Consider the following 12,887-nt stretch of genomic DNA (forward strand, 5'->3'; position numbering starts at 1 on the left):
GCTGAGCAAAGTTACAGATTAAAATTAACCTTAACGAGAGTTCGCTTAACCAAGCTAGCATTACTTTACTGAACTCACTTCATCATCGGTTAAATAACGCCATTCTCCGGGCGCTAAATCAGCATCTAATTCAATACTGCCTACCGCTTCACGGTGAAGGTTAACCACTTTATTACCCACTGCAGCAAACATGCGTTTTACTTGGTGATATTTGCCTTCACTAATGGTTAAACGCACCTGAGTTGGCGCAATAATCTCAAGTACAGCAGGCTTTGTTAATCCATCTTCATTACGCAGTTCAATACCGTTAGCAAACACAGAAATTAAGCTGTCATCGACAGGATCTGCTAACTCAACTAAATAGCGCTTACCGCAATCCTTTTTCGGCGAGGTGATTTTGTGCGACCATTGGCCGTCGCTGGTAATTAACACTAAGCCTGTGGTGTCAGCATCTAAACGCCCAGCAATGTGTAAGGTGTCAGCTTTTTCAATTTCCATCAAACTTAATACCGATGGATATTGCTCATCAATGGTTGAACAAATGGTATCAACGGGCTTGTTCATCATCACATAGCGATCGCCTACTATGCTGATAGACTGGCCTTCTAAGCGCACATCCATTTGCGGCGATACCTTAAAACCAGAATTCTTAACCACCTCACCATCACAGGTTACATCACCACGATGCAGAGCTCTTTTGGCCAACGAACGGGTTAATTCGGTACTTTCACAGATAAATTTGTCTAAACGCACGATACACACTCAATCTAAAAATAATGGCGCTATTATGCGGCTTACACGGTTAAATAGAAATCAAACAGTGATATTTTTACGGGATACGTAATTTTTGGTTACATATCCTCAGCCATTCTGGAGGAAAAAGGGTTAAATGCGCCTTGTTTTCTGGCCTCCTAAGGCCTTAACATAGTATTCACAAAAAAAGTGTTGGTTTTTTCCTTACTAAGTAGCATTTAAGGATCCAACAACATAATAAAAATATAAAAATGCTCATACGCCTAAACTAGGCGCCTTAAACAAAGCAAAGGAAACACAATGAAAAAGTTGGTTATTGGAGGTCTTTGTGCCTCACTTATCGCTGGCCTAAGTGCATGTAGCGACGACAAAGCAGCAGTAGTCCCGGCAGCAGACGTAGCAAAAACAGCTGCAGCCGTTGCCGTTGAAAAAGCACTGACATCAGGCATTACGTTCGACAACATCGATAAATCAGTTCGCCCACAAGACGATTTTTACATGTACGTAAACGGTGCATGGATGAAAACAGCTGAGATCCCTGGCGATCGTACTAACATTGGCGCATTTTACGACTTACGTGAACATGCCCGTGATGACGTTAAAGCGATTATTGAAGACTTAAGCGCCACACCTAATCTAGCCGATGGCAGCGACGAGCAAAAAGTAGCTGACTTATATCGTTCATTCATGGATGTTGAAACCCTCAATAAATTGGGTATTACGCCGATTCAAGCTGACCTAGATAAAATTGCCGCATTAAAAGACAAACAAGAGTTAACCGCGTTTTTTGGTGAAAACCAAGCAAATGGTGGCGGTACGCCATTAGCATTTTATATCTCTGTTGATGCTAAAGACTCAACCCGTTATGCCACTCACATTTGGCAATACGGTCTAAGCCTGCCTGAAAAAGATTACTACTTTAATCAAGAAGAACGCTTCGTTAATATCCGTAAAGCCTTTGTTGAGCACATTGAAAAAATGTACAACCTAGCAGGCTTACCAAATGCTAAAGCAAACGCAGAAGCCATTCTTGCTCTCGAAACCCAAATTGCAGAGCAACATTGGGACGTGGTTGAAACCCGCGACAGCACTAAAACTTACAACTTATACCAGGTTAAAGACCTTGCAACACTAGCACCAGACATTAACTGGGAAGGTTATCTAGCAGCGTTAGGTGGTGACAAGCAAACTGACATCATCATTAACCAACCTAGCTTCGTTCAAGGCTTAAATGAAGTCATCAAGACCAACGATCTTGCGGCATGGAAGAACTACCTAACCTGGATGACCCTAACGCATAATGCCAGTAACTTGTCTGAAGCATTAGACAATGAAAACTTTGCGTTTTTCTCTAAAACCTTAAATGGTCAAGAAGAGCAAGAACCACGTTGGAAACGTGGTGTGAGTACAGTAAGTGGTACCTTAGGTGAAGTCGTTGGTAAAGTGTACGTTAAACGTCATTTTGCTCCAGAAGCTAAAACACGTATGGAACAGCTTGTAGAAAACCTGAGTGCTGCCTATGGTTCAAGCATTGATTCATTAGACTGGATGAGTGCAGACACTAAAGTGGCTGCCAAAGAAAAACTGGCTAAATTCAACCCTAAAATTGGTTACCCTAACAAGTGGGAAGACTACAGCCAATTAACCATCAAAGCTGACGATTTAGTCGGTAATGCTAAGCGCGCTGCAGTTGTACAGCACAACAAAGAAGTCGCTAAATTGGGTCAGCCCATTGATAAAGACGAGTGGCACATGACGCCACAAACCGTTAATGCTTACTACAACCCAACCATGAACGAAATCGTGTTCCCTGCAGCGATTTTACAGCCGCCATTCTTTAACCTAGAAGCAGATGACGCAGTAAACTACGGCGGTATCGGCGCGGTAATCGGCCACGAAATGAGCTATGGCTTTGACGACCAAGGTGCTAAGTTTGACGGCGAAGGTAACATGCGTGACTGGTGGACAGAAGCTGACTTAAAAGCGTTTGAAGCCAAAGGTAAAGCGTTAATTTCTCAGTACGATGGTTATCAAGTATTTGACGATTTACACGTTAACGGTAGCCTAACGTTAGGTGAAAACATTGGTGACTTATCAGGCGTGACTATCGCTTATAAAGCTTACAAAATGTCACTTAATGGCCAAGAAGCACCGGTCATTGACGGCCTAACTGGCGACCAACGTTTCTTTATGGGCTTTACCCAAATTTGGCGTGTGAAGATGAAAGAAGAAGCAATGCGTAACCGCGTAGCAACTGACCCACATTCACCTGGTCACTTCCGTGCACTTGGCGCATTGTCCAACATGCCTGAGTTCTATACCACTTATGACGTGAAAGAAGGCGACAAAATGTATATCGCCCCAGAAAACCGCGTTAAAATCTGGTAATCAATACTGTAAAAGCTGACCTAGGTCACATTTACACACAACAAGGGCATCGTTTGATGCCCTTTTTTTATGAGAAAATAATTTAAACCACTGATATATAGGTACATACATCCATATTCTCTAACCATCTCTTCGGTATAATACCAATTCCACTAATTATCTGGTCATTCAGCGGGAATTCTGTACCTTCTAGGCAAGTAATAGGATTGTAGGCATAGTTACTCTCGGCAACTGCTCCTGCGTTGCTCTACCTCCTGCATCCATGCAGTCGTACGTCAAAATACTATTAAGCAGCATAGAAGGCACAGAAACCCGCCTTGCAGGAGGCGCTCAGACTGTCCATTTCTTTGTTGCATTGCCTTAGAAGGGAATAACCATTATTTCAACAATGCGCCTCAAACTGAACAGTCTGAGCGACTCTGATTGGTCACATAATTAATGGAAATGGTATAATTAAACCTTGTTCATTAAGCCCCTATTCAGCTAAAAAACGGTAAAGTGATTTCACAGACATTACGCTGGAGCTATTCAATGAATAAGTTGTTTCGTACCTTTTTTATCTTTTTAATTTTACTGTCTACCCGCGGCGCGATTGCTCAACCTAACGAAGTTAAATATAACAAGTTAGCCGAGCCATCTGATTTCAGTCAAAAGTCATATAATGACATTGAGCAATTAGTCAGTTTAAGCGAGCAGCATACCGCGCTTGCACAACAAGACACTCAAGATCTGGATGCCTTAATGGCACGTGCACCAGCAGCTCAACAAGAGCTTATTGAGCTACTTAATCATATTAACCAGGCTAGCCATACCTCTGCGATTATTCCCGCGACAAAAAGCTACGCTCGTGCTGCACAAAAAGTGCAATTAAAGTTTAATGGTGACGCTAGCCAATTAACCGATATCGCCCGTGCCAGTGTGGTCGCCAATGATGTTAATAGCCTATTAACCAGTTACCAACAATTACGCGAGTCCACTGATGTGGTGCAATTAAAAAACCGTTTTGCTGAACCAAAAACCTCAGGGTATCGCGACTTAAACGTATTGGTTAAGTTGCCACAAAGCCAAATGGTGGTTGAAGTACAGTTTCATTTAAATGATATCGCCGAGATTAAAAGTGGCCCAGAACACCAGGTGTATGAGCAAATTCAAGCCATTGAACTACAAGCTAAAAAGGAGCGTAGAACGTTAAACGACTTTGAGCGCGCCAGCATTGCTAAATTACGCCAAGATTCGCATAAGCAATACCACAAAGCCTGGTTGTACTATAAACGCCAAAGCTTGTATCCATCGACCATTCAAGCGGCTTAACCTCCCGTATTGATTTACTCTTTCCACTCTTTAGCGCTCATTGAGCGCTTTTTTTTAACCGAAGAAACTCAGCGTCATTCACATCTGCTATACTCGCGCCAGAGACTCGCTGTCGGACATTGTCATGAACGAAATTATTGACCAATTGCAAGAACTAAGCGAAACCGTACCGGTGCCGCTCGAACTACCAACATTCGAACAAATTGTTGAAGTTGAAGAACAAATCCTAATAGGATTACCTAATGATTTAAAAGAATACCTATTACATGCCAGTGATGTTATTTATGGTGCTTTTGAGCCTGTCACCGTTGCCGACCCGTACTCGCACACTTACCTGCCAGAAGTCACCAGTTACGCCTGATCCATTGGCATGCCACGTGATCAAATTGCCATTTGCCAGGTCGGTGACAGTTTTTACTGTATCGACGAAGAAGGCCAAGTGCAGTTTTGGGAAGATGGCGATTTTGACGAGCAGGTTTGGGAATCGTTTTGGGATTGGGTTGAAGACGTGTGGCTTGAACAATAACCCACGTTAATCATGATTAAAGAGAACAAACATGGCTAAAAATACCGGCTTAAACGCCATTGAAATGCAATACTTACGCTTGTCTTTAGGCTTAACGACAGAACAAGTTGCCACGATTACCACTACCAGCAACGAAGACGTACTAGCCTGGGAAACCGGCGAAAAAGACGCGCCAGTACCAGTGCAAAAAAAGCTACTCGACATTGATGACATCATCGAAATGCAGGTTCTTAACACCTGTGATGGCATTGAAGAGCTGTTTAAAAAAGAGCCTAAGCGCCGTTTAGCGTTTGTGGTTTATCCAACTCAAGTTGTGTACACCCAGTATAATCCAGAGTTTTTAAGCTCATTACCATTAGCAGAGCTATACAATACCTCTGCATGGCGTATCAAAAAAGAGTGCAAACTGGTGCTTGAGGTCGATGTGACTTTAGTGGCACTAGATGCCGAAGCCTATAAAGCTTATCGTGCAGAAAACGGCATGAGCGAAAACCGTGAAAGCCGTGCTAAATGGGCTGCAACTCAGCTTTAACGAAAGCTTTACTTGGGCTTTAACTCAGTTTTAAACCGATGCATAGGAGCCTTCACGCTCCGTTATCAATTAAGAAGCCAATATTGGCTTCTTTTTTATTTTGGGGCTGTTTTTGCTAATGCGGCAGCCAGCGCAGGTCGCTCTTTCACTCTGTCACGGTAAGCTGACAATTTAGGTCCAATGGATTGTTCAAATCCTAATGCCCACCCTAACGTTTGGGTTAATAGTATATCGGCAACCATTGGCTCACTGCCGCACACAAAGCCAGATTCAGGTATCCATTGCTCGGCGATAGCAGCCGCCTGGGCAAACTCCCACTTAGCTACATTTTGCATCGCCTCAAGTCGCCACTCTTTTGGCAAGGCAAAACGGTGTTTTCCCATGTTCCATAAGGGCTGTTCAAGTTCGCTAATCACAAAACTCACCCAGCGTTCATGAATGCCCGATGCCTGAGTCCCCGGTGCGGGCAACCAATGGCCTTGACCATATTTTTCAGCAAGATAACGCATAATGGCGGCAGATTCGGTTAGCACAAAGTCACCATCGGTGAGCACGGGCATTTTACCGCAAGGGTTAAGGGCTAAAAATGTAGCACTTTTAAGTTCGCCATTTGCAAAATCAATAGCATGAAATTGCCATTCGATTCCTAATTCTTCTAATAGCCAAGAAACGCGTAACGCACGACTTTTTTGAGTTCCGAACAAGGTAATCATAAGGCCTCTTTTTAATTGAGTTAAAAAAAGCCACATTGCACCAAAGTGAATGTGGCTGTTGTTTATCTTATGACGCTGCGATTAGAAGTTCATTGTGACTTTAGTATAAATGAAACGTCCTAGTGGGTTATGTACTCCCATTGCGTAACCATAAAGATCAGCATCACCATCGCCAATGGCAAACGATGGGTCTTCATCAAACACGTTGTTCACCCCCACTGATAACTTAAACATCTCGTTAAAACGGTATGAGCCAGACATATCAACAAGCAACTGCGCATCTACGGTGCGAGTTTTGTTATAGTCTTCAAACTCACCGATATAACTTAAGTTAATGTTGGCTGCAAAATCATCCATCATCCAGTTAGTTGTTGCTAACCAACGGTGTTCTGGGTATTCATACTCGCCAGTGTAATCAATCGTTTCGCCATCAATTTCTTTTTCAAAACTGATTAAGTAACTGTACTCAAGGCCAAACTTAACATCACCATAGCTGTTTAACCCTAGGCTGTAGTGTGTAGACAAATCTACACCTTGTACTTCTTGTGAGCCAATGTTCACAAACGCTGAGTTAATGACGTCAATTGAACCAAAGGTTTCACCTGCTTGCGGCGCATTTCGCACACATACAGTGCTATTTTGATCGCCACAGAACTCATCGTAAAGATCTTGGTTTTGCAATGAATCAATTTTGTTGTCTTGCACAATATTGAATAAATCGAAACCAATATCGAACTCTTGGCTTGGTGCCCAAATCATACCCACATTCCAGGTTTCAGACTCTTCAGCTTCTAAATCTGGGTTACCAGCAAACACAAAGTTATAATCTAATAATTCACAATCAACATTATCTGCAGCACAGCGGTAACTATCGACTAAAAAGTCACTCTTTTCAGAAGGCTCTAAACCAATTTGCGCAAGCGATGGTGCACGGAAACCTGTCGACCACGAACCACGTGCAGTTAACTCATCACTCACGCCCCATTGGAAAGCAATTTTAGGATTAGTGGTTGAGCCAAAATCACTGTAGCTGTCATAGCGTCCAGCAAGTTGTAGCTCAAAATTATCAGTAACAGGGATAGAAAACTCAACGTAAGCAGCATGTTGATCACGCGAACCAAACGCCGATACCGCTTCGGTACCAAAAATTAAACCGCGTTGGAACTGCTCATCTGGTACATCACTGACACTTTCTTCACGGTACTCAGCACCGGCTGCCATCATGATATCGCGGCCACCAATGGTAAAAGCATGGCCAGAAATACTCGCATCATAAGCGGTAATGCTAGACTTTCCCTGTCTGACTAAGCTAGTGGTAATACGGTCAATCACATCTTGTGAATTAACCGCTGCACCAAATGGGTTGTAATTACCGGTATCGATTTCTGCTTGTAAGTAATCCGTTCTTACCCAACCTTGTGTGCGATCACCTGTTTGAGTTGATTCGCTACGGCCGCGTTGCGCCGACACTTCCCAGTCCCAATCGTTAAACACACCACGAAGCCCCGCCACAATACGCATGGTATCAGACTCAATATCCCAACGACGTGCACCTGCATCAACGGTACGGTAACGGCCGATATCAATGTCTTGCCCAAATGGGTTATCAGGGTGCGTACCAGGTACAGTTAAGCCGGCATCCTCATCTAATGGAGTGGGCGCACCACCCGCTTCAGAGGTGTTGTGTTGAACTGACAACTCTAAAAATGCGGTTAAATCATCAGTCAACATGTAATCAAATTGGCCAATAGCGCCCACGCGCTCAGAGGTCGGAATAGTCATATTGTATGCACCATAGTCAAACAAACAGCTACCGCTAGCGGTCGCGCTGTCAGCTGGGCAATCTGGGTCAATGGTTTTCACGCCATCAACATAAAAGTAGCCCGGATAACCCCGTGATGAACGGTAATCTTCACCGCCGTACGGCGATTGATTTGCCGTACCAAAACGACCCATATCTTCTGCCGATAAGGTGCCATTGGTAAAATAATCTAAAATAATAGACGCACTGCCTTTATCAGCTTTTACGCCCCACACTAAACTGGCTGTGGTTTCGTCATAGCCGGTGCCGCTGTCATCGCCATAATCTAAATTAATTTCAATGCCTTCGATGTCTTTTTTCAACACGATGTTAACCACACCGGCAATAGCATCCGAGCCGTAAATCGCTGACGCACCATCTTTTAAAATGTCGATACGTTCAATGGCAGATACAGGAATGTTGTTAATATCAACAAATGAGTTTGAAATGCCTTCTGCAAATGCACTCGAACCAACACGACGACCATTGATCAATACCAATGTCGCATCTGGCCTAAGCCGCGTAAACTGATTGACGCACCACCGTTTGCGGTAGAATCTTGACTATTACCACGGGTAGAAAACGCACCAGAGCCATTAGCAGGCATGCGCTCAAGTAATTGCTGCAGGTTGTCAAACCCCATGTTAGCAATATCATCTTTATTGAGTGATTGAACCGGAGATGAAGCCTTCAATATCAGTCCGTTTGATACGAGAGCCCGTTACTTCTATACGTTCAACTTTAGCTTCAGCAGTGTCTGCTGAATGTGACACAAAAGCGATAGGGGGCAAAAGAGAGTGAAACAGCAATAGCGCATGCATTGCGTAATACCAATTCCGATAATGATGTGCTCAATCAGAGACACTCAGACTTTTAAGTTTGAGGCGCATTGTTGAAAGAATGGTTATTCCCTTTTAAGACAATGCAACAATAAAATTGAAAGTCTGAGTATCTCCAGTAAGGCGGGTTTCTAGGCCTTCTATACTGCGTAATAGGATTTTGACGTACGACTGCATGGATGCAGGAGGTAGAGCAACGCAGGAGCAGTTGCCGAGAGCAACTATGCCTACAATCCTATTACTTGCCTAGAAGGCCTAGAACTCCCGCTGAATGACCAAATGATTATTGGAATTGGTATAGGTTAGGTTTTTTCATGATCATCCTTAACGTTAATTTATTGTTTTATATCCATGATTACTGCAAACTGCGGTAACAATATTACCGCCTACTACTTTCGCGAAAGCTAATCTACCAGCTTAAGTTAAGTCAAAATTTAACAATGTCAATACATTGTCAAGATTGTGCAGTAATGTAATTGCCATTATCGAGTTAAGCAAGAATAAAAAGTTAAAAAAAGTGAATTTATATTTAAAACTTAAGGGGGCGTCATGAGTGAAAAAACATTAGTTAGTGCCCACTTTCATCCAAAGCTAGGGCTTTACTGGTTAGTGTCTGGCGCAATATTAATCACCATCACTGTTGTTGGTATTCCCTTGTTATTAATATGGTTTCCAGTCGGTTTATTGGCGGTCAGACGCTATATTGCCAACATGAGTGCAGAATTAACCGAAAAAAGACTGATTGTACGTAAAGGCCTGTTAACGCGAACAGAGAATACCGTGCCATTAGATAAAATCACCGATATGGCGCTTATTCAAGATTCACTTATGCGCTTGTTTGGGATTTATAAACTCACCGTAGAAACCGCTGGGCAATCCGGTACTGGCTCATTAATTAACTTGGTTGGCGTCGTTGATGTGCAAGCATTTAGAGAACAAGTTTTACTACAAAAGTCGTTACTGACAGAACGCCAATCTACGGTTGTTGATAACGTCGACATCGATCAATTATTGCTTGAGAACCTGCAACAAATGAATGCCACTTTGCAGCGTATTGAACAAGCGTTAACGCCACACTCTCCACAATAGGTTGTTGCTGTTTATCATGTCGAATAAAAATAGATCCAGCTCTTTTGCAGCTCAAATAAATACTTTATTAAAAGCCACAGGTCCGGGAGTGTTAATGGCGGCTGCAGCCATTGGTGCATCACACTTAGTGGCATCGACTCGTGCAGGGAGCCGAGTTTGGTTGGCAATTAGCCTGGCTCATTTTGTTAGTTAATATTGTAAAATATCCGTTTTTTGCCGCTGGCGCCCGCTATACAGCAGCCACCGATGAAAGCCTACTACAAGGCTATCAAAAACAAGGTCGCGGTTATTTAATGCTCTTTACTGGACTGAATGTCATTGCTGCCATCGCCAGCACAGCTGGGGTATGTATGTTAACGGCCGCCATGTTGACTCAGTTTGTCCCGCTATCGATTGATGTATTGGCCTTAATTGTCTTATTGAGTTCATTAGCTTTACTCATTTTTGGCCATTACAAATTACTCGATAAACTCACAAAAGTGATTATGCTTGCCCTCACCTTGACCACATTAACGGCAGTCGCATTGGCGTTTAATCACCAAACAGGGTTTGCCACACCACACACAAGTGAATCTCCTTGGCAATGGGCGTATGTGGGCTTCTTAGTCGCAATGATGGGCTGGATGCCAGCGCCGATTGAAGTCAGTGCCTGGAACTCATTATGGCTCGTTGAAAAACGTAAAAGCCAAACCGTCACTGCAAAACAGGCTATTTTCGACTTCAACTTAGGCTATGTCACCACTGCGATTTTGGCGATGGTATTTTTAGCGCTTGGCGCATTAGTGATGCACGGCAGTGGCGAGCGTTTCTCAGACTCTGGGGCGATATTTGCCTCACAACTTATTACCCTCTACAGCCAAGTGATGGGTAATGAAACTCGCTATTTAATTGGGGTTGTGGCTTTTTTATGTATTTTTAGTACCACGGTAACCGTGATTGACGGCTACAGCCGCACTTTAGACATGGGCTGGAGGCTACTGTCTCACAGCAACTCACCACGCAGTTATTTAACCCCAGTCATGTTAGCGGTAAGTGCCTTGGGTTTATTACTGATTTTATTTTTTAAAGGCGCTTTATTGCCACTGCTTGAGTTTGTGATGATCCTTGCCTTTATGACTACGGTGATTTTTGCCTGGTTAAACTTCCGCTTAATGACCAGTCAAAACTTAGCCAAACAACATCGTTATGGCTATGCAATGGTCGCGCTATCCTGGTTGGGTTTAGTGTATTTAATTGGCTTTGCGCTGTTGTTTATTTATTGGTATTTAACAAAGTGATGTTTTTAAAATGATGGATATAAACCGCGTCAAACCGAAGTTAAAGCAAGTAGCGGTATTACTCAGCCTAAGCCTATTGCCTTTATCTGCTTTGGGGTTAACCCTAACTAATGCCGATGTGCAAACAATAATAAATCAGGGCTCCAGACCCTTTACAGGCAATATATTAATCCGCGACAACCAGCAAACCTATGTCGACCTAACGATAGGAGAACACATTCACGCTGACAGTCGCTTTTTAATTGGTTCAATTTCTAAAACCATCACCGCCACTCTGGTAATGCGGGCTGTTGATCAGCAAAAATTGTCCTTAAACGATGACATTACTGAGCATCTGAATATAGTGACCGAACACCCAATCACAATCGCGCAGTTACTCAATCATACCTCTGGTATATTGCCGCCTAAATCACCGAGCCTTAAAGCGAGATCGCAGTTTATTCCTGGCAGTCAATTTAGCTACTCAAATTATGGCTACAAACTGCTCGGCGATATTCTTAGCCAAAGCGACCAAAAGCCCTACGCTGAGTTGGTTAATCAATTTGCCAAACAATACCAACTCGATATAAGCGCAGATGTGGGTGAGATAACCGACCTGTACGCTCAACAGCCGCGATTAGTGCACGGATTTATGGAGCAACAACAGCAACGTGTACTGTTAGATGAGTTCACCATAGACAATGGCTTTATTGCATTTGGCGCCATGCAAGCCAGTAGCCAAGGCATAGCGGCATTTATTGAGGGCTTAACCCAACAGCAGTTTTTATCTGCCACGAGTTTACAAGCAATGACCTCACCTAGCGCCAAAAGGCCGCATCGTTGGGGCGAATTAAATTATGGCTATGGTTTGCAAATTAGTCAGCTGCCTGGCTTAGTTGAATACAGTCATACGGGGTATTTGCCCGGATACATCAGCGCCATGATCTATTATCCACAAACGCAATTAAGCGTAGTGATTTTAGAAAATACCTCCTGGGACCTAGACAATATGGAGCGTGTTTTTGGTTTGCATGACAAAATTCGCCAGACCATAAGAAATCAAATAAAAACTGACGATTAATCTGACGCTACGCTGATAACTCGCTATAATAGCGCCTCGTCACTTGACCTAAACTATTTATGCGCAGCCGCGCCAGAGAACCTTATGATTAACAATGATATTCTTCGCCGTATTCGTTTTGTGTTTGATTACTCAAACGCCAAAATGATTAACATTTTCAGCCAAGCTAATACCGAAATCACCTCAGATCAAATTATTGCACTGCTGAAAAAAGAGGACGAAGAAGGCTATCAAGCGTGTAATGACAAATTAATGTGTCAGTTTTTAGATGGATTGATTATCAACAATCGCGGTCTAAAACCAGGTACCGAAGTCCCTGCACCATTAAAGCAATTAACCAATAACCTTATTTTCAAAAAATTACGCGTTGCACTCGAAATGCGTGAAGAAGATATTATTGCCACCTTAGCCTTAGCCGACTTTGCCATGTCTAAGTCTGAGCTTGGCGCACTGTTCCGTAACCCTGACCACAAAAACTATAAAACCTGTGGCGACCAAGTGTTACGAAACTTTGTAAAAGGCTTATCGATTAAACATCGCGGCAAGTAGTCTCACGACAAATACTGAGATAACCCTCCATAAATGCACAGCTTAGGCT

The 12,887-nt window shown here is 43.1% G+C and carries 8 protein-coding genes and 3 pseudogenes; 8 read left to right on the forward strand and 3 right to left on the reverse strand.

The window, feature by feature from the left end; translation table 11 throughout:
• Positions 1 to 60 precede the first annotated feature (60 nt).
• Positions 61 to 753 (reverse strand): 16S rRNA pseudouridine(516) synthase RsuA, encoded by a 693-nt coding sequence (gene rsuA, locus N4T56_RS14870; RefSeq protein ID WP_261733771.1) that lies wholly within the window; start codon positions 751 to 753, stop codon positions 61 to 63.
• A 300-nt stretch (positions 754 to 1,053) separates the two neighbouring features.
• Between rsuA and N4T56_RS14875 the strand changes: the two genes are divergently transcribed.
• The 4 genes and pseudogenes from N4T56_RS14875 (at position 1,054) to N4T56_RS14890 (ending at position 5,510) form a co-directional block, all read left to right on the forward strand.
• A complete protein-coding gene (locus N4T56_RS14875; protein ID WP_261733772.1) occupies positions 1,054 to 3,141 on the forward strand; it encodes a M13 family metallopeptidase in 2,088 nt (695 codons plus the stop codon).
• A 531-nt stretch (positions 3,142 to 3,672) separates the two neighbouring features.
• Positions 3,673 to 4,452, forward strand: a complete 780-nt coding sequence (locus tag N4T56_RS14880; RefSeq protein WP_261733773.1) for a GTP pyrophosphokinase — start codon at positions 3,673 to 3,675, stop codon at positions 4,450 to 4,452.
• A 124-nt stretch (positions 4,453 to 4,576) separates the two neighbouring features.
• A pseudogene (locus N4T56_RS14885) lies at positions 4,577 to 4,978 on the forward strand (SMI1/KNR4 family protein).
• A gap of 31 nt (positions 4,979 to 5,009) precedes the next feature.
• Positions 5,010 to 5,510, forward strand: coding sequence for a DUF4447 family protein (locus N4T56_RS14890; RefSeq protein WP_261733774.1), 501 nt, complete (start codon positions 5,010 to 5,012; stop codon positions 5,508 to 5,510).
• A 95-nt stretch (positions 5,511 to 5,605) separates the two neighbouring features.
• Here the strand turns inward: N4T56_RS14890 and N4T56_RS14895 are convergent, their stop codons facing one another.
• Complete coding sequence (locus N4T56_RS14895; RefSeq protein ID WP_261733775.1) at positions 5,606 to 6,223, reverse strand: glutathione S-transferase family protein; 618 nt, start codon at positions 6,221 to 6,223, stop codon at positions 5,606 to 5,608.
• Between the two features lie 81 nt (positions 6,224 to 6,304).
• Positions 6,305 to 8,858 (reverse strand): annotated as a pseudogene (locus N4T56_RS14900) (TonB-dependent receptor).
• Positions 8,859 to 9,412: 554 nt separating this feature from the next.
• On the opposite strand from N4T56_RS14900, the gene N4T56_RS14905 reads away from it, so the two are divergent.
• The 4 genes and pseudogenes from N4T56_RS14905 to N4T56_RS14920 all read left to right on the forward strand — a co-directional run bounded on the left by N4T56_RS14905 (position 9,413) and on the right by N4T56_RS14920 (position 12,838).
• Complete coding sequence (locus N4T56_RS14905; protein ID WP_261733776.1) at positions 9,413 to 9,952, forward strand: PH domain-containing protein; 540 nt, start codon at positions 9,413 to 9,415, stop codon at positions 9,950 to 9,952.
• A 16-nt stretch (positions 9,953 to 9,968) separates the two neighbouring features.
• Positions 9,969 to 11,229: pseudogene (locus N4T56_RS14910) on the forward strand (Nramp family divalent metal transporter).
• A 10-nt stretch (positions 11,230 to 11,239) separates the two neighbouring features.
• A complete protein-coding gene (locus tag N4T56_RS14915) occupies positions 11,240 to 12,289 on the forward strand; it encodes a serine hydrolase domain-containing protein (RefSeq protein ID WP_261733777.1) in 1,050 nt (349 codons plus the stop codon).
• Positions 12,290 to 12,373: 84 nt separating this feature from the next.
• On the forward strand, positions 12,374 to 12,838 hold the full coding sequence (locus N4T56_RS14920; RefSeq protein ID WP_188738445.1) for a YehS family protein: 465 nt from the start codon (positions 12,374 to 12,376) through the stop codon (positions 12,836 to 12,838).
• Positions 12,839 to 12,887: the final 49 nt, after the last annotated feature.

It is taken from the genome of Shewanella phaeophyticola, assembly GCF_025398315.1.
In the GTDB taxonomy this organism is placed as follows: domain Bacteria; phylum Pseudomonadota; class Gammaproteobacteria; order Enterobacterales; family Shewanellaceae; genus Shewanella; species Shewanella phaeophyticola.

Bases quoted from the DNA above. Each gene is read 5' to 3' on its own strand.
- N4T56_RS14890 (WP_261733774.1), top strand. From the start codon at position 5,010: ATGGCTAAAAATACCGGCTTAAACGCCATTGAAATGCAATACTTACGC.
- N4T56_RS14905 (WP_261733776.1), top strand. From the start codon at position 9,413: ATGAGTGAAAAAACATTAGTTAGTGCCCACTTTCATCCAAAGCTAGGG.
- N4T56_RS14895 (WP_261733775.1), bottom strand. From the start codon at position 6,223: ATGATTACCTTGTTCGGAACTCAAAAAAGTCGTGCGTTACGCGTTTCT.
- N4T56_RS14915 (WP_261733777.1), top strand. From the start codon at position 11,240: ATGATGGATATAAACCGCGTCAAACCGAAGTTAAAGCAAGTAGCGGTA.
- N4T56_RS14880 (WP_261733773.1), top strand. From the start codon at position 3,673: ATGAATAAGTTGTTTCGTACCTTTTTTATCTTTTTAATTTTACTGTCT.
- N4T56_RS14875 (WP_261733772.1), top strand. From the start codon at position 1,054: ATGAAAAAGTTGGTTATTGGAGGTCTTTGTGCCTCACTTATCGCTGGC.
- N4T56_RS14920 (WP_188738445.1), top strand. From the start codon at position 12,374: ATGATTAACAATGATATTCTTCGCCGTATTCGTTTTGTGTTTGATTAC.